Origin of the sequence: Burkholderia sp. AU31624 (assembly GCF_020420065.1) — a bacterium.
In the GTDB taxonomy this organism is placed as follows: domain Bacteria; phylum Pseudomonadota; class Gammaproteobacteria; order Burkholderiales; family Burkholderiaceae; genus Burkholderia.
Genome location: NZ_JAIZRT010000006.1, coordinates 578689 through 602265, shown reverse-complemented (window position 1 = coordinate 602265; position 23577 = coordinate 578689). Strand labels below are relative to the sequence as shown.

18 protein-coding genes are annotated in these 23577 nt (G+C 68.2%); 12 read left to right on the top strand and 6 right to left on the bottom strand.

Translation table 11 applies throughout. The annotated features are described in order from the left end of the window. Positions 1-73 precede the first annotated feature (73 nt). Positions 74-1459: a purine-cytosine permease family protein gene (locus tag LGM89_RS24545; RefSeq protein WP_226274179.1), complete on the top strand. Its 1386-nt coding sequence runs from the start codon at positions 74-76 to the stop codon at positions 1457-1459. 48 nt (positions 1460-1507) lie between these two features. Here LGM89_RS24545 and LGM89_RS24540 read toward each other — a convergent pair whose 3' ends face one another. Further along, positions 1508-2527, bottom strand: coding sequence for an AraC family transcriptional regulator (locus LGM89_RS24540; RefSeq protein WP_089498239.1), 1020 nt, complete (start codon positions 2525-2527; stop codon positions 1508-1510). Positions 2528-2671: 144 nt separating this feature from the next. Here LGM89_RS24540 and LGM89_RS24535 point away from each other — a divergent pair, with 144 nt between their 5' ends. Genes LGM89_RS24535 through LGM89_RS24525 form a run of 3 tightly spaced genes read left to right on the top strand, consistent with a single transcriptional unit; the run spans position 2672 to position 6338 of the window. Continuing rightward, the gene (locus tag LGM89_RS24535; protein ID WP_226274174.1) at positions 2672-4339 is read left to right on the top strand and encodes an acyl-CoA synthetase; all 1668 of its coding nucleotides are present in this window, start codon (positions 2672-2674) and stop codon (positions 4337-4339) included. 22 nt (positions 4340-4361) lie between these two features. Then, positions 4362-5129, top strand: a complete 768-nt coding sequence (locus LGM89_RS24530; protein WP_089498241.1) for a 3-hydroxyacyl-CoA dehydrogenase — start codon at positions 4362-4364, stop codon at positions 5127-5129. A gap of 18 nt (positions 5130-5147) precedes the next feature. After that, positions 5148-6338, top strand: a complete 1191-nt coding sequence (locus tag LGM89_RS24525) for an acetyl-CoA C-acetyltransferase (RefSeq protein ID WP_226274172.1) — start codon at positions 5148-5150, stop codon at positions 6336-6338. Between the two features lie 101 nt (positions 6339-6439). Here the strand turns inward: LGM89_RS24525 and LGM89_RS24520 are convergent, their stop codons facing one another. Continuing rightward, positions 6440-7132 carry a TetR/AcrR family transcriptional regulator gene (locus LGM89_RS24520; RefSeq protein ID WP_226274169.1) on the bottom strand — a complete coding sequence of 231 codons (693 nt, stop codon included), beginning with the start codon at positions 7130-7132 and terminating at the stop codon, positions 6440-6442. 356 nt (positions 7133-7488) lie between these two features. On the opposite strand from LGM89_RS24520, the gene LGM89_RS24515 reads away from it, so the two are divergent. From LGM89_RS24515 to LGM89_RS24480, 8 genes are all read left to right on the top strand, one after another. Continuing rightward, positions 7489-8769 (top strand): Zn-dependent hydrolase, encoded by a 1281-nt coding sequence (locus LGM89_RS24515; RefSeq protein ID WP_226274167.1) that lies wholly within the window; start codon positions 7489-7491, stop codon positions 8767-8769. 135 nt (positions 8770-8904) lie between these two features. Then, on the top strand, positions 8905-10242 hold the full coding sequence (locus LGM89_RS24510; RefSeq protein WP_226274166.1) for an NAD(P)-dependent oxidoreductase: 1338 nt from the start codon (positions 8905-8907) through the stop codon (positions 10240-10242). A gap of 64 nt (positions 10243-10306) precedes the next feature. Continuing rightward, on the top strand, positions 10307-11623 hold the full coding sequence (gene preA, locus LGM89_RS24505) for an NAD-dependent dihydropyrimidine dehydrogenase subunit PreA (RefSeq protein ID WP_089498253.1): 1317 nt from the start codon (positions 10307-10309) through the stop codon (positions 11621-11623). Between the two features lie 100 nt (positions 11624-11723). Continuing rightward, positions 11724-13232 (top strand): NCS1 family nucleobase:cation symporter-1, encoded by a 1509-nt coding sequence (locus tag LGM89_RS24500; RefSeq protein WP_226274165.1) that lies wholly within the window; start codon positions 11724-11726, stop codon positions 13230-13232. 34 nt (positions 13233-13266) lie between these two features. Further along, a complete protein-coding gene (gene hydA / locus LGM89_RS24495; protein ID WP_226274164.1) occupies positions 13267-14724 on the top strand; it encodes a dihydropyrimidinase in 1458 nt (485 codons plus the stop codon). Positions 14725-15063: 339 nt separating this feature from the next. Continuing rightward, positions 15064-16338: a NupC/NupG family nucleoside CNT transporter gene (locus LGM89_RS24490; RefSeq protein ID WP_089498255.1), complete on the top strand. Its 1275-nt coding sequence runs from the start codon at positions 15064-15066 to the stop codon at positions 16336-16338. A gap of 38 nt (positions 16339-16376) precedes the next feature. Then, positions 16377-17693, top strand: a complete 1317-nt coding sequence (deoA, locus tag LGM89_RS24485; RefSeq protein WP_226274158.1) for a thymidine phosphorylase — start codon at positions 16377-16379, stop codon at positions 17691-17693. Between the two features lie 115 nt (positions 17694-17808). Further along, entirely contained in the window at positions 17809-18198 is a 390-nt protein-coding gene (locus LGM89_RS24480) for a cytidine deaminase (RefSeq protein ID WP_089498257.1), read from the top strand. 34 nt (positions 18199-18232) lie between these two features. On the opposite strand, the gene LGM89_RS24475 is transcribed toward LGM89_RS24480, so the two are convergent. From LGM89_RS24475 to msrB, 4 genes are all read right to left on the bottom strand, one after another. Beyond that, positions 18233-19348, bottom strand: coding sequence for an aromatic ring-hydroxylating oxygenase subunit alpha (locus LGM89_RS24475; protein WP_089443805.1), 1116 nt, complete (start codon positions 19346-19348; stop codon positions 18233-18235). Positions 19349-19587: 239 nt separating this feature from the next. Further along, positions 19588-20283, bottom strand: coding sequence for a peptide-methionine (S)-S-oxide reductase MsrA (msrA, locus tag LGM89_RS24470; protein WP_089476580.1), 696 nt, complete (start codon positions 20281-20283; stop codon positions 19588-19590). Positions 20284-20406: 123 nt separating this feature from the next. Continuing rightward, positions 20407-22284 (bottom strand): cytochrome c biogenesis protein DipZ, encoded by a 1878-nt coding sequence (locus LGM89_RS24465; RefSeq protein WP_226205890.1) that lies wholly within the window; start codon positions 22282-22284, stop codon positions 20407-20409. Between the two features lie 37 nt (positions 22285-22321). After that, complete coding sequence (msrB, locus tag LGM89_RS24460; protein ID WP_226274157.1) at positions 22322-22852, bottom strand: peptide-methionine (R)-S-oxide reductase MsrB; 531 nt, start codon at positions 22850-22852, stop codon at positions 22322-22324. Positions 22853-23577 lie beyond the last annotated feature (725 nt).

The window sequence follows — 23577 nt, the reverse complement described above, 5'->3', positions numbered from 1 at the left end:
AGCCGGCCACGTATTCCCTGTCACCCTTCAGCCCCCGAATCCACGAACATCACAACAGAAACAAGGAGACGAAATGAGTCAGGGCGAGTCCATTGCTCATCTCGAGGAAAGCACCATCCAGCCGATTCCGCTGACCGAGCGGCACGGCAGCGCGAAGGACCTGTTCACGATCTGGTTCGGGTCGAACATCATGATGCTGACGATCGTCACCGGATCGCTCGCGACCACGGTGTTCAAGCAGCCATTCTGGTGGGCGGCGCTGGCCACGCTGGTCGGCAGCCTGATCGGCGCGGTGTTCATGGCGTTGCATTCCGCGCAGGGGCCGCAGCTCGGTGTGCCGCAGATGATCCAGACCCGCGGGCAGTTCGGGTCGTTCGGCGCGCTGCTCGTGGTCGGGCTGGTGGTCGTGATGTACGTGGGCTTCTTCGCGTCGAACTGCGTGTTCGGCGGGCAGGCGCTGCACAGCCTGAGTGCCGACATTCCGCTCGATGCGGGCGTCGTGGTGATCGGCCTGATCAGCCTGCTCGGATCGATCTACGGCTACACGCTGATCCACGCGTATGCGCGGCTGTTGAGCTGGTGCTCGGGCAGTGTGCTCGTGCTGGCGTTCGTGTGGATCATCTTCGTGCACGGACTGCCCGCCGATACGTTCTCGAAGCATTCGCTGAACCTGTCAGGCTTCCTGGGCGCGATGTCGGTCGCCGCGCTGTGGCAGATCGCCTATGCGCCTTACGTGTCGGACTATTCGCGCTACCTGCCGCCCGATACCGGGCCGCGCACGGCGTTCTGGTCGAGTTACTGGGGCTGCGTGCTCGGCTCTTTCTTCCCGATGCTGCTCGGTTGCCTGGTGGGACTCGCGACGCCCGACGGCAATGTCGTGAGCGGCCTCACGGGCCTCACGCAAGGGATCAGCGTGCTCGTGATCGTCGTGCTGTCGTTCGGCATCGCGGCCAGCAATGCGATGGAACTGTATTGCGGCGCGCTGTCGGCCATCACCGTGCTGCAGACGCTCTTTCCGTCGTGGTCGGGCAAGGCGCGTGCGCGGGCGATGACCGCGATCGTCCTGTGCGGCATCGCGCTCGCGATCGCGCTGTTCGGGCAGGACAATTTCCTCGCCGGCTACACGAACTTCATCCTGCTGCTGCTGTACGTGCTCGTACCGTGGACCGCGATCAACCTCGTCGACTATTACCTGGTGTGTCACGGCGAGTACGACGTCGATTCGTTCTTCCGGCAGGACGGCGGCATCTACGGGCGCTTCAATACGATCGCCGTCGGCTCGTATTTCATCGGCATCGTCGCGCAGGCGCCGTTCATGGCGACCGATCTCTATACCGGAGAACTGGCGAGCCGGCTCGGCGGCGCGGACGTGTCGTGGATCGTCGGTTTGTCGCTGACGTCGCTCGTCTACTACGCGGGGTGCAAGCTGTTCTCGCGGCCGCTGCAGCGCGTCGCGTGAGCGTTTCCGTGTCGGCCGGGCATTCAGTGTCGACGGCTACGTGCCGCATCATCCGCTCGCCACGCCCGGCTCTCCCTCCGCCGCATGCACGTCCCGCCGGAACGCACCCGGGCTCGTGCCCGTCCACTTACGGAATGCGCGATGAAACGCGCTCGGCTCGGTGAAGCCGAGCTCGGCCGCGATCTCCGCGACGCTGAGCGCATTGCCGCGCAGCAGCGACTGGGCCAGCGCGCCGCGCAGCTCGTCCTTGATTGCCGCGAAGCTTTGCCCTTCGCTGCGCAGCCGCCGCCGCAGCGTCGCGGGCGTCGTGCCGAGGCGCACGGCCAGCGTATCGAAGTCGGGCCACTCCGCGGCCGGTCGCGCCTTCAACTGCGCGCGCGTCTTCGCGACCCAGCCCGTATCGTGCCGGTAGCGGACGAGCAGATTGCCGGGCGCGCCGCGCAGGAAGGTCTTCAGCGCCTGCTCGGAGCGGATCGTCGGCAGCGCGAGGTATGCGGCGTTGAATGCGAGCCGGCTGTCGGGCCGGTCGAAATGCACGGGTACGCCGAAGAACTGGTGATAGTCGCTGCGCTGGTCGGGGCTCGGGCATGCGAAGTCGATGCGCTGCAGCGGGATGCGCCGGCCGATCAGCCAGCACGCGACGCCGAGCAGGATCAGCCAGAACGTCCGGTATGCGAACGCCGGGTAGGGCGCGCCCGTCTGCGTCAGCACGATCTGCGCCTGCCCGTCGGCCACGATGAGCTCGCCATGCGGCTCGTCCAGCACCACGCGCAGGAACTGCAGCGTGCGCCGCAGCGCCTTGTCGAGCGTGCCGGCGTGCAGCACCGCATGGCACAGCAGCGTGAAGCTGCCGCGCCGCATCGGGCGCGCGGCGAGCCCGAAGAATTCGTCGTCGAGCGCAGCGGCGATCGCGAGCCACAGCCGGCCGTACTGCTGCGGCGTGACGGGCTCGCGCACGGCGGCCGGCAGGCCGGCGGCGCGTAGTACGGCCTCCGTCGGAAGGCCTTGCCGGCGCAGGCATGCGAGCGCGTCGTCGACGAAATCCGGCGAAATCATCTGCGGCCCCATTTTCCTGCATCCTCCCGACATGGCAAAAGCGATCACGATTCTAGATTCGGTTTGTCATTGATTGCAATGTACGGGCTGTCTACTATCGAACTATCCCCGTCGCGCCCCTGGCTCGCCGGCGGCCATAACGCACAGGAGACACGCATGTCTGATGGAGCTACCGCCCGCGCGGTGCCGGCCTACGCCGACGCCGTGGCCCGGTTCAGTATCGAGACCGCCGCGCAGCAACTGCACGGCGACCTGGAGCGCGGCCTGAACGCGTGCGTGGAATGCTGCGATCGCCACGCATCGGCGGACGCGATCGCGCTCGACTGGATCGACGCCGGCGGCCAGCACCATCGCTACACGTTTGCGCAGATGAAGGCGCTGTCGGCCCGCGTCGCGAACCTGCTGGTCGCGCAGGGCGTGAAGCCGGGCGACGTGGTGGCGGGCCTGTTGCCGCGCACGCCCGAACTCGTCGCGACGATCCTCGGCACGTGGCGCGCGGGCGCCGTCTATCAGCCGCTGTTCACCGCATTCGGCCCGAAAGCGATCGAGCACCGGCTGCGCATGAGCGATGCACGCCTGGTCGTGACCAACGTCGCGAATCGCGCGAAGCTCGACGAGATTGCCAATTGTCCGGCCGTTGCGACGGTGCGCGAGCCGGGCGAAGCGCTGCCGGAAAACGACATCGATTTCCGCGCGGCGCTCGATGCGCAGTCCGACGCGTTCGAGCCGGTGCTGCGCAAGGGCACGGACCTGTTCATGATGATGTCGACGTCGGGTACGACGGGTTTGCCGAAGGGCGTGCCGGTGCCGCTGCGCGCGCTGCTCGCGTTCGGCGCATACATGCGCGACGCGGTGGACCTGCGTGCCGGCGACCGGTTCTGGAACATCGCCGATCCGGGCTGGGCGTACGGCCTCTATTACGCGATCACGGGCCCGCTGCTGCTCGGCCACGCGACGACGCTCTACGAAGGCGGTTTCACGGTCGACAGCACGTACGACGTGATCGAACGCCTCGGGATCACGAGCCTCGCCGGCTCGCCGACGGCCTACCGGATGCTGATGGCGGCCGGCACGGAAGCGGCGGCGCGGCTGAAGGGCAAGCTGCGCGTGGTCAGCAGCGCGGGCGAACCGTTGAATCCGGAAGTCGTGCGCTGGTTCGACGCGGCGCTCGGCGCGCCGATCTACGATCACTACGGCCAGACCGAGCTCGGGATGGTCGTGAACAACCACCACGGCCTCGCGCATGTGGTCCACGCCGGGTCGGCCGGCTTGGCGATGCCCGGCTACCGCGTCGCGGTGCTCGACGACGCGAGCCGCGAGCTCGGCCCCGGCGAGCCGGGCAACCTCGCGATCGACATCGCACGCTCGCCGCTGCTGTGGTTTCACGGCTACTGGCAGCAGGACACGCCGGCGATCGCGGGCGGCTATTACCGGACCGGCGACAACGTCGAGCTGGAGCCGGACGGCACCGTGAGCTTCATCGGCCGCGCGGACGACGTGATCACGTCGTCCGGCTACCGGATCGGCCCGTTCGACGTGGAAAGTGCGCTGATCGAGCATCCGGCCGTGAGCGAGGCCGCCGTCATCGGCGTGCCCGACGCGGAGCGCACGGAGATCGTCAAGGCGTTCGTCGTGCTGTCGAAAGACTACGACGGCACGCCGGCGCTGGCGGAGGAACTGAGCCTGCACGTGAAGCGGCGGCTGTCCGCTCACGCCTATCCGCGCGCGATCGACTTCGTCGACGCGCTGCCTAAAACCCCGAGCGGCAAGATCCAGCGCTTCGTGTTGCGCAAGATGGAAGCCGAGAAGGCCGCTCAACCCTGAACACAACCTGTACGGACTGCGAATGGATATCAAGGATCGCGTTTTTCTGATCACGGGCGCCGGTTCCGGCCTCGGCGCCGCGGTGGCGCGCATGGTGGTCGCGGAAGGCGGCAAGACCGTGCTGCTGGACGTCAACGAAGAAGCAGGCGCGGGCCTCGCGCACGAACTCGGTGGGGCCGCACGCTTCGTGAAGACCGACGTGACGAGCGAAGCCGATGGGCAGGCGGCCGTCGCCGCCGCGCGTGACGCGTTCGGCCGCATCGACGCGCTCGTCAACTGCGCGGGCGTCGCGCCGGGCGAGAAGGTGGTGGGCCGCGAGGGCCCGCATTCGCTCGACCGCTTCGCACGCGCGGTGTCGATCAATCTGGTCGGCACGTTCAACATGATCCGGCTGGCCGCCGACGCGATGTCGAAGCAGGAGCCCAATGCGGAAGGCGAGCGCGGCGTGATCGTCAACACCGCGTCGGTCGCGGCGTTCGACGGGCAGATCGGACAGGCCGCGTATGCGGCGTCGAAGAGCGGCGTGGTGGGCATGACGCTGCCGATCGCGCGCGAACTCGCGCGGTTCGGCATTCGCGTCGTGACGGTCGCGCCGGGCATCTTCGCGACGCCGATGATGGCCGGCATGCCGCAGGACGTGCAGGACGCGCTCGGCAAGAGCGTGCCGTTCCCGCCGCGGCTCGGCCGCCCGGAAGAATTTGCGGCGCTGGTGCGCCACATCGCCGAGAACACGATGCTGAACGGCGAAGTCATCCGTCTCGATGGCGCGTTGCGCATGGCACCGCGCTGACACTGGAGGAAACGAATCATGACGACTCAGGATCCGATCGTAATCGTGGGTATGGCGCGTACGCCGATGGGTGGTTTTCAGGGCGACCTGGCGGCCGCCAGCGCGAGCGACCTCGGCGCGGTAGCGATCCGCGCGGCGCTCGAGCGTGCGAACGTGCCGGCCGAGCGCATCGATGAAATCGTGTTCGGCTGCGTGCTGCCGGCGGGCCAGGGCCAGGCGCCGGCGCGGCAGGCCGCGCTGAAGGCCGGGCTGCCGCTCGCGGCGGGCGCGACCACGGTCAACAAGATGTGCGGCTCGGGGATGAAGGCCGCGATGTTCGCGCACGACCTGCTGCTGGCTGGCTCGGCAGGCGTGGCCGTCGCGGGCGGGATGGAGAGCATGACGAATGCGCCGTACCTGCTGCCGAAGGCGCGCGCGGGGATGCGCATGGGTCACGGGCAGGTGCTCGATCACATGTTCCTCGACGGGCTCGAGGACGCCTACGAGAAGGGCCGCCTGATGGGCACGTTCGCCGAGGATTGTGCGCAGGCGTACCAGTTCACGCGCGAGGCGCAGGATGCGTTCGCGATCGCATCGCTGACGCGCGCGCAACGGGCGATCGCCGACGGGCATTTCGTATCGGAGATCGCGCCGGTGACCGTGAAGGCCGGCAAGACCGAAACGGTCGTGTCGATCGACGAACAGCCGGGCAAGGCGAAGCTCGACAAGATCCCGACGCTGAAGCCGGCGTTCCGCGACGGCGGCACGGTGACGGCCGCGAATGCGTCGTCGATCTCGGACGGCGCGGCCGCGCTCGTGATGATGCGCCGCTCGGAAGCCGAGCGCCTCGGCCTCACGCCGAAGGCCGTGATCGTCGGGCATTCGACCTACGCGGACAAGCCTGGCCTGTTCGCGACCGCGCCGATCGGCGCGCTGCGCAAGCTGTCGAAGAAAACCGGCTGGAACCTGCGCGACGTCGACCTGTTCGAGATCAACGAAGCATTCGCGGTGGTGCCGATGGCCGCGATGCGCGATCTCGACCTGCCGCACGAGAAGGTCAACGTGCATGGCGGCGCGTGCGCGCTCGGGCATCCGATCGGGGCATCGGGTGCGCGCGTGATGGTGACGTTGCTGGCCGCGCTCGAAACGTATGGGATGAAGCGCGGCGTCGCGTCGCTGTGCATCGGCGGCGGCGAGGCGACGGCGATCGCGATCGAGCGCGTCGTGTAACGTATCAAGCGTAGTTCGCACGCTGCGACGCGGGCGACGGGTATCGTGCGGGAATTACCGGTGCGATACCCGTTTTGCTTTTGGCGGATCGCGTTTTCTCGCTACGCCTTCGCCTCCGGCGACACCGCCCCGCACGCGCGAATCACGAGCTGCACGACCTGTTCGGTCTTCTCGTCGTACGCCTTCTGCGTGAACGTGCGCTTGCCGCTCAGCGCGCGGATCTGCGCATCGAAATCCGCGTAGTGCTGCGTGGTGGCCCAGATCAGGTACATCAGCGCATGCGCATCGATCGGCGCGAGCAGCCCGCGCGCGATCCAGCCGTCGATGACCTTCACGCGCGTATCGAACCACGGCTTCACGCGTTCCGACAGGATGTCCTGCATGTGCTCCGCACCGTGGATGATCTCGTTGGCCCAGACCTTCGAGCCGAGCGGGCGCCGCCGCGACAGCGCCATCTTCGCGCGCACGTACGCACCGATCGCTTCGACGGGATCGTCGTCGGCCTCGAATGTCCCGGCCGCGCGATGCCAGTCCTCGAACAGGTCGTCGAGCACGCGGCGGTACAGCGCAAGCTTCGTCGGGAAGTAGTAATGCAGGTTGGCTTTCGGCAGGCCGGCGCGCTCCGCGATCATCGCGGTGCTTGCACCGTCGAGCCCGCGTTCCGCGAACACGGCCTCCGCGCAGGCGAGCAGATGCGCTTCGTTGGACTCGCGGATGTGCGCCTTGCGTCGCCGCAAAGGCGCGGGCGTTTCGTCGCTGTCGGTAGCTTCGGTTGTCGCCTCGTCATGTCTCATCGTTACCCTCGCGCGGCGGGCGTGCCGCGTTGGGCTTCATTCTAGCCGCTGATTCGCATCGAACGCACGCGCACGGATCTCGCGCATCCCTCGTCATGCTGCGTTGCGATGGCACGTTTCTCGCTCCATTCATTCACGCAAGAAAGAGATTGATTTGGTGATTTTGATCGTCTAAAACCTGTCCAATCGGACAGGATTCGGCGAGCGGCGGAAACCTTTCGACCCGATTCGTCGGACGATCTTCGCGTATGACCAGGGCATGCACCGCGCTTGGGCGGCGTTGCCCCGAAACAGGCATGACACGCACCGGCACAGACCGGGCCGACGACATCACCGACCCCACAGGAGCGATACGAATGAGCGCGGTATCGGAAACAGTGAAGCGGGCAACTTTCGACACGTCGATCAAGGTCGACGGCAAGCGGTTGTGGGACAGCCTGATGGAAGTCGCGAAGATCGGCGAGACGCCGAAGGGCGGCGTGTGCCGCCTCGCGCTGACCGATCTCGACAAGGCCGGCCGCGACCTGATCGTCGGCTGGGCGAAGGCCGCCGGCTGCACGGTGACGGTCGATACGATGGGCAACGTGTTCATTCGCCGCGCGGGCCGGGTGGCCGATGCGGCGCCGGTCGTCACGGGCTCGCACGCGGATTCGCAGCCGACCGGCGGCCGCTTCGACGGCATCTACGGCGTGCTCGGCGGCCTCGAGGTGATTCGCAGTCTCAACGATCATGGCATCGAGACCGAGCATCCGGTCGAGGTCGTGATCTGGACCAATGAGGAAGGCTCGCGCTTCGCGCCCGCGATGGTCGCCTCCGGCGTGTTCGCGGGCGTGTTTTCGCTCGAATACGGGCTGTCGCGCAAGGACGTGGACGGCAAGACGATCGGCGAGGAACTGGCGCGGATCGGCTATGCAGGCGACGTGCCGTGCGGCGGACGCAAGCTGCACGCGGCGTTCGAACTGCATATCGAGCAGGGGCCGATTCTCGAAGCGGAATGCAAGACGATCGGCGTGGTGACCGACGCGCAGGGGCAGCGCTGGTACGAGATTACGTTCACCGGCCAGGAGGCGCATGCGGGGCCGACGCCGATGCCGCGGCGGCGCGATGCGCTACTCGGCGCGTCGCGCGTGGTCGATCTCGTCAACCGGATCGGCCTCGATCATGCGCCGTTCGGCTGCGCGACGGTCGGCATGATGCAGGTCTACCCGAACTCGCGCAACGTGATTCCGGGCCGTGTGTTCTTTACCGTCGATTTCCGTCATCCGGACGACGCCGTGCTCGCGAAGATGGATGCCGCGTTGCGCGAGGGCGTCGCGCGCATCGCGGGCGAGATCGGGCTCGAAACCCAGCTCGAGCAGATCTTCTATTACAAGCCGGTCGCGTTCGACGCGGCCTGCGTGGAAGCGGTGCGCAGTGCCGCCGACCGCTTCGGCTTCTCGCATCGCGACATCGTGTCCGGTGCCGGCCACGACGCGTGCTACCTCGCGCAGGTCGCGCCGACGTCGATGGTGTTCGTGCCGTGTGTCGACGGCATCAGCCACAACGAGATCGAGGACGCGACGCCCGCCTGGATCGAGGCCGGCGCGAACGTGCTGCTGCACGCGATGTTGTCGCGCGCATGCGAGCCGGTTTCATGACGCAAGGGCCGTAGCAACCGGCAGGCTGCTCGACGCCTGACAGCCTGACCGTAGCATTCCTAACAACGACCGCCCCGACTGTGCATTCACAGCCGGCGGGGATGGCTTTGTCTCCACCCAGTCGAAGGAACGCGTATGACCACCCAGCCAACCGGCGATATCGCCGCACATCGCCTGTCGTCCACGCAACTCTCGTGCGAATTCGCCGACATCGTGCCGCTGCTCGATCCGACTGCCGCGGCGGCCGCCGCCAGCCGCTGCCACTACTGTTACGACGCGCCGTGTGTGCAAGCCTGCCCGACGCAGATCGACATCCCGAGCTTCATCCGCAAGATCGGCAACGGCAACCTGAAGGGCGCCGCGACCGACATCCTGTCGGCGAATCCGCTCGGCGGGATGTGCGCCCGCGTGTGTCCGACCGAGATCCTGTGCGAAGGCGCATGCGTGCGCAACCATCAGGATGCGCAGCCCGTTGCAATCGGCGCGCTGCAGCGGCATGCGACCGACTGGGCGATGGAGACCGGCGCGGTGCGCTTCACGCGCGCGCCCGACACGGGGCGCCAGGTCGCGGTGGTCGGCGCGGGGCCGGCCGGGCTCGCATGCGCGCACCGGCTCGCGATTGCCGGGCACCGTGTCACGCTGTTCGACGCGCGCCCGAAGGGCGGCGGCCTCAACGAATACGGAATCGCCGCGTACAAGACCGTCGACGATTTCGCGCAGCGTGAAGTCGAGTGGCTGCTGTCGGTGGGCGGCATCTCGTTGCAAACCGGCGTCGCGCTGGGCCGCGACATCACGCTCGACGCGCTGCGCGAGCAGCACGACGCGGTGTTTCTCGCGATCGGGCTCGGCGGCGTGCGTGCGCTGTCGATCGACGGCGAGCAACTGAACGGCGTGATGAACGCGGTCGATTTCATCGTGCAGGTGCGGCAGGCCGATGCGCTGGAGAACGTGCCGGTCGGGCGGCGCGTGGTGGTGATCGGCGGCGGCAATACGGCCATCGATGCGGCGGTGCAGAGCCGCAAGCTCGGCGCCGAGCGCGTGACGATGGTGTACCGGCGCGGCGTGGAGGCGATGAGCGCGACGTGGGCCGAGCGCGAGTTCGCGCAGAAGAGCGGCGTCACGCTCGTCACGCACGCGAAGCCGGTGTGCATCGCGGGTGAGAACGGGCAGGTGACGGGTGTCGAGTTCGAGGCGGCATCGGGCGAGCGCTTCACCGTCGAAGCGGACATGGTGCTGAAGGCGATCGGCCAGACGCTGGTGCCGGACGCCATCGACGCCGCGTTGCTGACCGCGGACGGCGCGCGCATCGCGGTGGACGCCGACGGGCGCACCGCATGGCCCGACGTGTGGGCCGGCGGCGACTGCGCGGCGACGGGCGGCGTCGACCTCACGGTGCAGGCCGTGCAGGACGGCAAGCGCGCGGCCGCGTCGATCGACGCGACGCTCGCGCAGCGCGACGCGAAGGCCGCGTGAGCGCACCACGCGCGTCACCCACCCCGAGCACAACGAACACGACCCCACTCTCACGGAGCCGACCATGGCCGACCTTCGCTGCACCATCGCGGGCATCACTTCGCCGAACCCCTTCTGGCTGGCGTCCGCGCCGCCGACCGACAAGGCCTACAACGTGAACCGCGCGTTCGAGGCGGGCTGGGGCGGCGTCGTGTGGAAGACGCTCGGGCTCGATCCGCACGTCGTCAACGTCAGTTCGCGCTATGGCGCGGTGCAGTGGAACGGCCAGCGCATCGCGGGGCTGAACAACATCGAGCTGATCACCGACCGTCCGCTCGACGTGAACCTGAGAGAGATCGCGCAGGTGAAGCGCGACTGGCCGGACCGCGCGCTGATCGTGTCGCTGATGGTGCCGTGCAACGAGCGCGACTGGAAATGGATCCTGCCGCTCGTCGAGGACACGGGCGCCGACGCGGTCGAGCTGAACTTCGGATGTCCGCACGGGATGAGCGAGCGCGGGATGGGTGCGGCGGTCGGGCAGGTCCCCGAATATGTGGAGATGGTCACGCGCTGGGTGAAGGAGGGCACGAAGCTGCCGTGCCTCGTGAAGCTCACGCCGAACATCAGCGACATCCGGATGGGGTCGCGCGCCGCGTACAAGGGCGGCGCGGACGGTGTGTCGCTGATCAACACGATCAACTCGATCGTCGCGGTCGATCTCGACCACATGGCGCCGATGCCGATGGTCGACGGCAAGGGCACGCACGGCGGCTATTGCGGCCCGGCGGTCAAGCCGATCGCGTTGAACATGGTCGCGGAGATCGCACGCGACCCGGAAACGCCGAACCTGCCGATCTCGGGCATCGGCGGCATCTCGTCATGGCGCGACGCGGCGGAGTTCATGGTGCTCGGCGCCGGCAGCGTGCAGGTGTGCACCGCCGCGATGCATTACGGATTCCGGATCGTGTCGGACCTGGCCGACGGATTGTCGAACTGGATGGACGAGAAGGGCTACGCAGCGCTCGACGACATCCGCGGCCGCGCGGTGCCGAACGTGACCGACTGGAAATACCTGAACCTGAAGTACGACATCAAGGCGCGCATCGACCAGGACCGCTGCATCCAGTGCGGGCTGTGCCATATCGCGTGCGAGGACACGTCGCACCAGGCGATCACCGCGACGAAGGACGGCGTGCGCCACTTCGAAGTGGTCGATTCGGAATGCGTCGGGTGCAATCTTTGCATGCATGTGTGTCCGGTCGAGCAATGCATCACGATGGAGCGTGTCGATTCGGGCGACTACGCGAACTGGACCACGCATCCGAACAATCCGGCAAGCGCGGAGGCGGGGGCGAGTGCAGGCGCGGCGGCCCCCGAGAAGCACGCGAAGAAGGCTGCTTGACGGCGTCCGGCGAGGCGGGTCATCCTGCATCGCCGCCTTTCGTTCCACCCGGGCCGGCATCGGTTGATGCCGGCGCTGACGTTTTAGTGGAGTGCGTTCGATGAATCACGCAGCGAATCCCGCCGATCCCGACAGCGCCGCGGCGCAGGGCGGCAGCCTGTACAACGACGACCTCGCGCCGACGACGCCGGCGCAGCGCACGTGGAAGTGGTATCACTTCGCGGCGCTGTGGGTCGGGATGGTGATGAACATCGCGTCGTACATGCTGGCGGCCGGGTTGATCCAGGAAGGCATGTCGCCGTGGCAGGCGGTGATGACCGTGCTGCTCGGCAACCTGATCGTGCTCGTGCCGATGCTGCTGATCGGCCATGCGGGCGCGAAGCACGGGATTCCATACGCGGTGCTCGTGCGCGCGTCGTTCGGCACGCAGGGCGCGAAGCTGCCGGCGCTGCTGCGGGCAATCGTCGCGTGCGGCTGGTACGGGATCCAGACCTGGCTCGGCGGCAGTGCGATCTATACCTTGCTGAACATCCTGACCGGCAACGCGCTGCATGGCGCGGCGCTGCCGGTCATCGGCATCGGGTTCGGGCAGCTCGCGTGCTTCCTCGTGTTCTGGGCGCTGCAGCTCTACTTCATCTGGCACGGCACCGATTCGATCCGCTGGCTCGAGAGCTGGTCCGCGCCGATCAAGGTCGTGATGTGCGTGGCGCTCGTATGGTGGGCGACGTCGAAGGCGGGCGGCTTCGGCACGATGCTGTCGGCGCCGTCGCAGTTCGCCGCGGGCGGCAAGAAGGCCGGGTTGTTCTGGGCGACCTTCTGGCCGGGGCTGACCGCGATGGTCGGCTTCTGGGCGACGCTCGCGCTGAACATCCCCGACTTCACGCGCTTCGCGTATTCACAGCGCGACCAGATGATCGGGCAGTCGATCGGGCTGCCGTTGCCGATGGCGCTGCTGTCGGTGGTGTCGGTCGTCGTGACGTCGGCGACCGTCGTGATCTACGGCAACGCGATCTGGGATCCGATCGACCTGACGAGCCGGATGACGGGCATCGGCGTGGGCATCGCGCTCGTGATCCTCACGCTCGACACGATGTGCTGCAACCTCGCCGCGAATCTCGTCGGCCCGGCCTACGACTTCTCGAGCCTGTGGCCGAAGGCGATCTCGTACCGCACCGGCGGGATGATCACCGCGACGATCGCGATCGTGATGATGCCGTGGAAGATCCTCGCGACGACGGACGGCTACATCTTCACCTGGCTCGTCGGCTATTCGGCGCTGCTCGGGCCGGTGGCGGGGATTTTGATGGTCGACTACTTCCTGATTCGCGGCACGCGGCTCGACACGCGCGAACTGTTCGACGAGCGCGGCGGCTTCAGCTACGCGCGCGGCTGGAACCGGGCCGCGCTGGCCGCGCTCGCGGTCGGCGTGCTGCCGAACCTGCCCGGCTTCCTGCATACGGCCTTTCCGGCGTCGTTTCCGAACGTGCCGGCGTTCTTCAACACGCTCTACACGTACGCGTGGTTCGTCGGCCTCGTGCTGGCGTCATGCGTGTACGGCACCTGGATGAAATGGCGCGCCGGACAGCACGCGCAGGTCGCGCGCGCCTGATGCGGCACCCGACAGTCAACGAGGAGGCAACCCCATGGCAATCCTGATTCGTGGCGGCACCGTGGTCGATGCGGACCGTTCCTACCGCGCGGACGTGCTCTGCGCAGCCCCGGAGGACGGCGGCACGATCCTGCAGATCGCCGAGCAGATCGACGCGCCGGCCGGCGCGACCGTCGTCGATGCGCACGGCCAGTACGTGATGCCGGGCGGCATCGATCCGCATACGCACATGGAACTGCCGTTCATGGGCACGACCGCGAGCGACGATTTCTACTCGGGCACGGCCGCCGGGCTCGCGGGCGGCACGACGAGCATCATCGACTTCGTGATCCCGAGCCCGAAGCAGCCGTTGATGGATGCGTTCCATGCCTGGCGCGGCTGGGCCGAGAAGGCGTCGGCCGACTACGGCTTCCACGTGGCCGTGACGTGGTGGGACGAGAGCGTGCACCGCGACATGGGCACGCTCGTGCGCGAACACGGCGTGTCGAGCTTCAAGCACTTCATGGCGTACAAGAACGCGATCATGGCCGACGACGAGGTGCTCGTAAACAGCTTCTCGCGTGCGCTCGAACTCGGCGCGTTGCCGACCGTGCACGCGGAAAACGGCGAGCTCGTGTTCCAGTTGCAGAAGGCGCTGCTCGCGCGCGGGATGACGGGGCCGGAGGCGCATCCGCTGTCGCGGCCGCCGGAGGTGGAAGGCGAGGCCGCGAACCGCGCGATCCGCATTGCGCAGGTGCTCGGCGTGCCGGTGTATATCGTGCATGTGTCCGCGAAGGACGCGGTCGATGCGATCACCAAAGCGCGCAGCGAAGGGCTGCGCGTGTTCGGCGAGGTGCTGCCGGGCCACCTGGTGATCGACGAGGCCGTCTATCGCGATCCGGACTGGACGCGTGCGGCCGCGCACGTGATGAGCCCGCCGTTCCGCTCGGCCGAGCATCGCGAGGCGCTGTGGCGCGGGCTGCAGGCGGGGCAACTGCATACGACGGCAACCGACCACTGCGTGTTCTGCGCATCGCAGAAGGCGATGGGTCGCGACGACTTCACGAAGATCCCGAACGGCTGCGGCGGGGTCGAGGATCGCATGTCGGTGCTGTGGCATCACGGCGTGAATCATGGCCGCATCACGCCGAACGAGTTCGTGCGGATCACGTCGACGAACGCCGCGCAGATCTTCAACCTGTATCCGCGCAAGGGCGCCGTGCAGGTGGGCGCCGATGCCGATCTCGTCGTGTGGGACCCGGCCGCGACGAAGACGATCTCGGTGAAGACCCATCATCAGCAGGTCGACTTCAACGTGTTCGAGGGGATGACGGTGCAGGGCGTCGCGACGCACACGCTCACGCGCGGCGCCCTCGCGTGGGCCGACGGCGATCTGCGCGCCGTGCGCGGCGCGGGCCGCTACCTGAAGCGGCCGCCGGCGGCCAGTTACTACGAGGCCGCGCGGATCGCGAACCGGTTGCGCGAGCCGCATCCGGTCGAGCGCGCCGGCTGAGCGTTGCGTGTCGCGCGGGGCGTGTCGGTTGGAACGACACGCCCCGCGCATGTTTGAGCGCGCGTCTCCGTTTGTGCCGGCACCGCGCATGCCGCCTCCCCGCATCACGCCAATGCGCTCAATATTTGGGACGAGTGAAGCGTTGATCGCGCCTTTCCAATCTCCAGGTACATAGAACAACTGAGCAAGTCGACGCAACACGCGATGTCGCGCAAATGCGACCATTTTGTTTGCGTTGTCGGCGTGCATACCGGCGAGTAATATCCACCGACGGCGTTGCGCAGGCGTGCCGGGCCGCCCGCCGAACAGTCCAACAACATTGAGAGCAAGGAGTACGAGGTGGATATTCTGCGCAGTCTCCTGGGTATGCTGTTCCTGCTGCTGGTTGCCTATCTGCTGTCGAACAACCGGCGCGCGGTGAGCGGCCGGACCCTGATCGCCGCGCTGTGCACGCAGCTGGCGATCGGTGCGCTGGTGCTGTTCGTGCCGGCGGGCCGCACGGCGCTGGCGGGGGCCGCGAACGGCGTCAATCGCGTGCTCGACATGGGCAATCACGGCATCGCGTTCGTGTTCGGCGGGCTCGTCGACAGCCGGATGTTCCAGCTGTTCGGCGACGGTGGGTTCGTGTTCGGCCTGCGCGTGCTGCCGATGATCATCTTCGTGACCGCGCTGATCGCGGTGCTGTACTACATCGGCGTGATGAAGTGGATCGTCGCGATCCTCGGCGCGGCGCTCGCGAAAGTGCTCGGCGTGAGCCGCATCGAGGCATGCTCGGCCGTGGCGACGATCTTTCTCGGGCAAAGCGAGATGCCCGCGCTCGTGAAGCCGTTCGTGCGGAACATGACGAGCGCCGAGATCTTCACGGTGATGGCGAGCGGCATGGCGTCGGTCGCGGGTTCGGTGCTGGTCGGCTACGCGGGCCTCGGCGTGCGGATGGAATACCTGCTCGCCGCGTCGTTCATGGCGGTGCCGGGCGGGCTGCTGTTCGGCAAGCTGCTGTATCCGACGGTCGAGCCGAGCCGCGTCGTGGTCGACGGGCTCGACTTCGACGACAAGCGGGCCGCCAACGTGATCGAGGCGGCGGCGTCCGGCGCGTCGGTCGGGATGCGAATCGCGATCAACGTCGGTGCGATGCTGATCGCGTTCGTGGGGCTCATCGCGCTGATGAACCTGATCGTCGGCGGCGTGGCCGCGTTCGCGGGCTTTCCGCAGATCACGCTGGTGGGTATCATCGGCCACCTGTTCGCGCCGCTCGCGTGGATCATCGGCGTGCCGTGGCACGACGCGGCGCTGGCCGGCAACTTCATCGGCGAGAAGCTGATCTTCAACGAGTTCGTCGCGTATGGCGACCTGTCGCCGTACCTGAAGGGCGGCGAGCACGTCGCGGCCGCTGGCCTGCAGGTGCTCGACCCGAAGACACTCGCGATCGTGTCGTTCGCGCTGTGCGGTTTCGCGAACTTCTCGTCGATCGCGATTCTCGCAGGCGGCTTCAGCGCGGTCGCGCCCGAGCGCCGCTCGGAAGTCGCGCGGCACGGCCTGCGCGCATTGACGGCCGCGACGCTGTCGAACCTGATGAGCGCCGCGATCGCCGGCCTGTTCTTTTCCCTGCACTGAGCCCGCAGCGGCCGTCGACCGATCGAGGAGAGGCAACGATGTTCTTACCGCAGGAATTCATTCGCCGGAAGCGCGACGGGCAGCCGCTCGATCGCGACGGGATCGCCGCGTTCGTGCGCGGCGTGACCGACGGCAGCGTGACCGAGGGCCAGGTGGCCGCGTTCGCGATGGCCGTGTATTTCAACGACCTGAGCACCGACGAACGCGTCGCGCTGACGCTCGCGCAGCGCGACTCGGGCGACGTGCTCGACTGGCGCGCGCTGGCGCTCGACGGGCCGGTGATCGACAAGCATTCGACCGGCGGTGTCGGCGATGTCGTATCGCTGATGCTCGGGCCGATGGTGGCCGCGTGCGGCGGCTACGTGCCGATGATCTCGGGGCGCGGGCTCGGACACACCGGCGGCACGCTCGACAAGCTGAGCGCGATTCCCGGCTACAACGTGGCGCCCGACACGGACGCGTTTCGCCGCACGGTGCGCGACGTCGGCGTCGCGATCATCGGGCAGACCGCGCGGCTGGCGCCGGCCGACATGCGCATCTATGCGATTCGCGACGTGACGGCGACCGTCGAGTCGGTCGCGATGATCACCGCGTCGATCCTGTCGAAGAAGCTCGCGGCCGGGCTCGGCGGGCTCGTGATGGACGTCAAGGTCGGCTCCGGCGCCTTCATGCCGACCGCGGAGAAATCGGCGGAACTGGCGCGCAGCATCGTCGACGTCGGCAACGGCGCCGGCATGAAGACGACCGCGATCCTCACCGACATGAACCAGTCGCTCGCGCCGTGCGCGGGCAATGCACTCGAAGTGGTGTGCGCGATCGACTATTTGACGGGCAAGTCGCGCCCGGCGCGCCTGCATGAGGTCACGATGGCGCTTTCCGCTGAGCTGCTCGTCACCGGCGGGCTGGCACGCGATGTCGCAGACGCGCGCGCGAAGTTGCAGCAGGCGCTCGATACGGGGGCGGCCGCGGAACGCTTCGCGAGGATGGTCACGGCGCTCGGTGGCCCCGCGGATCTGATCGACGCACCCGCACGTCATCTCGCGCGGGCGGAGGTGATCGTGCCGGTTCCGGCGCGCACGAGCGGCGTGGTGCAGCGCGTCGATTGCCGCGCGCTCGGGCTGGCGGTCGTCGCGCTCGGCGGCGGCCGCACGCGCGCGGCGGATGCGATCGACTACAGTGTCGGCCTGATGGCGCTCGCGGAGATCGGGCAGCGTGTCGAGGCCGGTGAGCCGCTCGGCTACGTGCATGCCCGCGATGCCGCATCAGCCGCGCACGCGGTGGACGCGATCCAGCGCAGCTACGTGCTGGGCGAAACCGGTGACGCGCCGCCGACCATTTATCAGCAGATCGGCTGATCGATCGTCAGGCGCGGGCATCGGCGATCACTTCACTTCACGTCACGGGTGTATCGCGACGGTCAGGGGTTGGCCGCGCCGATACCTCCCCGCACACAATCGAGGCTACGACGAGATGGAACGACACGAACTGATCGACGCGGCGAAGGCGGCGCGCGAACGCGCGTATGCGCCGTATTCGCGCTTCAAGGTCGGCGCGGCGCTGCAGGCGCGCGACGGGACGATCTTTCATGGCTGCAACGTCGAGAACGCGTCCTACGGACTCTGCAATTGTGCGGAACGCACGGCGCTGTTTTCGGCCATCGCCGCCGGTTATCGTCCGGGGGATTTCACGCGGCTCGCGGTGGTGGGCGACACGGACGGCCCAATCGCGCCGTGCGGCGCGTGCCGTCAGGTGATCATCGAGATCGGCACGCCCGACATCGAAGTGATCCTGGCCAACCTGAAAGGGGCCGTCGAGGTCACGACGGCCCATGCATTGCTGCCGGGCGCATTCCGGTTGTAACGGCGCGCGCTTCTCCAGTCACGCGCCGCACGCGTCACGCGCCGTCGCGCGCGTCGCGGATCGGGATCACCGTGCGCGCGCCGCACTGGCGCAGCAGGTCGCGCAGCTCGTTGATGACCGGAAACACCTCGTGGTTCCAGTCGGCGCCCTGGGCGTCGTGCGCTTCCTGCTCGCGCTCGACGATCCAGCGATCCTCGCGGAAGATCCGCTCGGTGAACCAGACGAGCAGCGGCCACGCGAGATCGAGCGCGAACGGAATGCCGGGCTTGTGGATCGACAGCAGTCCGAACGTGCGGTTGGTGCGCTGCTCGGCGTCGAGCGGCACGTAGACGATCCACAGGTCCATCACGAGCGTGCCTTCGCTCGAACGGATCTGCAGCGTCTGGTACGGGTAGCCGGTGCGCACCGTCATCACGCTCTTGTCGGACTGGTCGGCCGGCTTCTTGCTGGCGCCGAACACGAGCGCTTCGCCCACCGGCTGCTTGCCTTCCATCCGCGCGAACGTGTAGTCGACCTCGACCCAGTCGTCGCCGCGGCGCCGGCCCACCGAGCGCGCGCGCATCTGCCCCATCTGCTTGCGATGCAGGAACTGATGGTTCATGTCCATCAGGTTCTCGTGCATGAACGAGTAGTGGCACTTGACCTCGCGGCCGAAGCGGCGCGTCTTGTATGCGCGGTTGTCCGCCGATTCGAGCGCGGGGAACGGCCGGGTGTCGGCGAGCGTCGCATCGCCCGGGAAGACGAAGATCAGCCCGTGCGCTTCGCGGCACGGATACGCGCGCACGCCGTTGGGCAGCCGCTCGCGGCCGAGGTACGGCACGTCGACGCAGCGGCCGCTGTCGCACGCGTAGGTCCAGCCGTGATAGCAGCAGCGCAGTGTCTCGCCGCTCACGACGCCCGCGTGCAGCGGCACCTGGCGGTGCGCGCAACGATCCTCGAGCGCGTACACGGCGCCGGATTCGGTGCGCACGAGCACGATCGGATCGCCGGCGAAGCGCACGCCGAGCGTCTTGCCGCGTTTCAGCTCGCGCGACCACGCGAGCGGGTACCAGTGATCGGGATGAATCGGCACGCGGCGCAGGTCGCGCACGGCCGCGCCGGAAGAGGGTTCTCCAAGGATGCCGCTGTCAGGAATGGGCACTGCGCGCATGCGTGACGTCTCCGGGCTGAACGGGGATTCCGGGCGCCGCATGATGCGGCGGGGATCTGGAGAAGTCTACGCGAAGTTGCCGGTCGCGGCGGACGCGATGCGGGTTTGCCCCGGCACGGCGGCCGCGGTTTCGTTGATGCAGCGCAATCCGGGTCGAAGGCGGCGCGCGCTGGCCGTGCGTGGCCGCACGGATCTCGGCCGCGCGGCGGGCGTCACCCCGTCACGCGGCCGCTTGGCGGTCACGAGCGCGCATCGCGCCACAGTACCGCGTCGGTGCGGTACAGCGCCGGGAAGTGCTGCTTCAGCCCGGTGATCTTCGGCATGTCGTTGTACGCGATGTACGGCGCGTCGGGGTGCAGTTCGAGGTAGTTCTGGTGATAGGCCTCGGCCGGGTAGAACCCCTTGTAGTCCTCGACGCGCGTGACGACGGGCGCCGGAAACACGTGCGCGGTGCCGAGCTGCGCGATGTAAGCGGTCGCGACCGCGCGTTGCTGTGCGGTGGTCGGGAAGATCGCCGACCGGTATTGCGAGCCTTCGTCGGGGCCCTGCCGGTTGAGCTCGGTCGGATCGTGCGCGACCGAGAAGAACACCTGCAGCAGCCGGCCGTACGTGATCTGCGTCGGGTCGTAGACGATGCGAACCGATTCCGCGTGCCCGGTCAGCCCCGAGCCGACGAGCGCGTAGTGCGCGGTTTCGGACGCGCCGCCCGCATAGCCGGCCGTGACCTGCTTCACGCCCTTCACGTGCTCGAACACGCCCTGCACGCCCCAGAAGCAGCCGCCGGCGAGCACGGCCGTCTCGTCGTGCGACGCGCCCGGTGTTTCGTCGAGCGTCGGGGCGGGCACCGTGCGCATCGGTTCGGCGGAATTGACGATGCGCTGGTAGCCGAACACGGCGGCGGCCGCGACGGCGATCGCGCCGATGCGGCGCAGCATCGCCGTGCGCCGTTGCGGTGCTGGGCCGCGGGGAGAAGTGGTGTTCACGGTGTGCTCCTTCGAAAGGCGGTACGGGAAGCGGGTGGCCCGGACGCGGCGCCGGTGCGCCGCGTCCGGCCGGGATCAGCCGAACGTGAACGCATACGCATTCACGCCGGGATCGAGAAACTCGATCGAGAACGTGCGGTCGGCGATCGCGCCGGGCTGCCGGACCAGCTGGTACAGGCGCTGCCCGGTCACGGTGCCGTAGCCTTGCGCATCGACGTCGCTGCCGTGCGCGGCACCGGGCGCCGCGCCGTCGAGCGTCACGCGAAAGCGCACCGGCTTGCCGTCCTCGCCGGGGCCGAGCACCAGGTGCAGGTCGCGTGCATGGAAGCGGTAGACGATGCGGCCGGCCGGCGCCGCGAGCGTCGCGCGTTCGGCGCCGACCTGCCACATGCCGGCGAGGCCCCAGTCGTTGAGATCGGGACGGGCCGGCTCGGCGTAGTGGTACGCCGCGTCGCGCACCACGCCGCCCGGCGACATGAAAGCCTCGGCGCGTGCGTAGCCGACGTAGGTCTCGGGCGAGCGGACGTCCGCGCTGTCGGCCGCGGCCAGCGCCCCCTTCGCGGGCGCACCGGCGAGCCCGATCGGCACGTTCAGCGCTTCCGGATGGCCGGCCTCGGCGAGCAGCGACTGGATCGCGCGCTCCGATTCCGCGTATTCGCCTTCGCCGAAGTGGTGGCGGCGCACGCGCCCCTGCGCGTCGACGAAGTAGTGCGCGGGCCAGTATTCGTTGTTGAACGCGCGCCAGATCGTGAAGCGGTTGTCGATCGCGACCGGGAAGTCGATGCCGAGGTCGTGCACGGCCTTCTTCACGTTGCCGATGTCGCGCTCGAACGCGAACTCGGGTGCGTGCACGCCGATCACGACGAGCCCGTACGGCGCGTACTTGCGTGCCCAGGCGGTCGTGTACGGCAGCGTGCGCAGGCAGTTGATGCACGAATACGTCCAGAAATCGACCAGCACGACCTTGCCGCGCAGGCTGGCCGCCGTCAGCGGCGGCGAGTTCAGCCACTGCACCGCGCCGTCGAGCGACGGCAGCGTGCCTTCGACGGGCAGCGCGGCCGGCGCATGCGTCGTATCCACCGCGCGCATCATCGCGCCGCCGGCGATCACCCCGCCGTTGGCCTGGGTGCGATCGGCCGCCGCGGCCATCATCGCGCCGCCATTCGTGTCGTCGGCGGCGTTGCCGGTCGCGGCCATCGCCGCCGGTGCGCCCGGTGCGCCGTTCGAACGCCCGCCGAGCCGGTCGACGAGCTTCGTCTCGAGGCCGCCCGTCGTGACGGTCGACAGCTGCGCGAGCGCACCCGTATCGAGGCCGAGCGCGATCGCGCCGACGCCGGCCAGCAGCGCCACGCCGATCCCGCGCTTGATCCATTCGCCGGCGCCGAGCGAGCGCTTCATCGCGGCGAACACCTTGCCGCCGATCACGAGCGCGACCCCGAGCGACGTCGCCGCGCCGGCCGCATACGCGACCAGCAGCAGCGTCGTGCCGACGCTGGCGCCGCGCAGCGCCGCCCCGGTCAGCACGAGCCCGAGGATCGGGCCCGCGCACGGCGCCCACAGCAGGCCGGTCGCGACGCCGAGCAGCAGCGACGACGCGGGGCCGGCCGGGCGGCCGTCGCGTTGCGCGAAGCCGGTGAGCCGGTTGCCGGCGGCGACGAGCGGGCGCGTCAGGTGCTCCGCGAGGCGCGGCATCAGCAGGGTCAGGCCGAAGATCGCGAGCAGCACGATCGCCACCCAGCGGCCGGCCTGGTTGGCCTGCGCGACCCAGCCGCCGCCCACGGCGGCGAGCGTCGCGACGACGGCGAACGTGAGCGCCATGCCGACGAGCAGCGGCAGGCCGCTGCGGACGAACGGCTGGTCGGCGCGCGCGAACACGAACGGCAGCACGGGCAGGATGCACGGGCTCAGGATCGTGAGCACGCCGCCGAGGTAGGCAAGGACGATGAGCAGCATGGTGCGTTCTCCAGTCGGTCGGGAGTTCGGGGCCGGATCAGGCGGCGGCGGGGTGGAAGGTGAGCGCGAGGCCGTTCATGCAGTAGCGCAGGCCGGTCGGTTGCGGGCCGTCGTCGAACACGTGGCCGAGATGGCCGCCGCAGCGGCGGCAGTGCACTTCCGTGCGGATCATCCCGAACGATGCGTCGGTGTTCGTGGCGACCGCGTGGTCGAGCGGTTTCCAGAAGCTCGGCCAGCCGGTATGGCTGTCGAACTTGGTGGCCGACGAGAACAGCGCGAGGGCGCAGCCGGCGCACGCGAACGTGCCTTGCCGGTGCTCGTCGTTCAGCGGGCTGGTGTACGGCCGCTCGGTGCCGGCTTCGCGCAGGACCGAGTACTGGGCGGGCGTGAGCCGGCGATGCCATTCGGCATCGCTGAGGATGACTTCAAACGGGGCGGCCGTCTGCGGGGTGGCCGGCGATGCGGCGAACGCACGGCCGACCAGCGCGCGGCGCCCGACGGACGACAGGGTCGCGAGCACGGCGAGGCCGGTGGCGCCGGCGAACAGCAGATGTCTGCGGGTGGGCATGATGGGCTCCTGGCGGCAGGTCCTGAAAATATGCGCCCATCGTAGTCAGCGGCCGGTGTCGAAGTCCTCACGGAAAGTTAAATGAATTGTGATGTCTCAGGTGTTCCGTCGGAGTGTGCTGGAATCCGTCGAAGCTCCAATCGGCAAGGGCCTTTGAGTGGGCGAGCCGCCGATATTTACCGAGTACCGGTTCGAGCCGCGTTTTTTAGTGTTTTTTTAGTGTTCGTAGCGTTGCGCGGTGAATCCGGACTTTGGCTTGCCAGATCAAATCGGACTGGGGAATGAACGTTGTTTGACTGCGGTCGTGAATCACGCCGAGCGTCTGATGCGCATTGATAGGCGGATGAGTTTGCAAGCTAGTGCGACCGACCTGTGGTGCGCGTGTGGGCGCGGCAGTTTGACAGTTTTTACGTAGAAACTTCAGGGGGGCGACTTAGGACGTGAGCGGTTGCCCAGTGAAAGAGGGGCACGATGCGGCTCCGCCGAAGTGGTCCTTGTCGAAGCAGGATCCGGCGGAATGAAGGGGGACATAGTAAGGGCTATGTTGCCCTTCATTTCGGGGCATGGACGAGGCCCCGGCGTGCGCGGCACTCCCTGTAGGGAATTGCGCGCTCCCACCGCGGCGATCGAAAAAGCGGTGCCGTCACCGTTTCGGCGCCCTTGGATTTCTGGCGCGGGCGACGACGTGCCGTGGGCGGGTTCATTGGGCATTGCGTTACACGCGA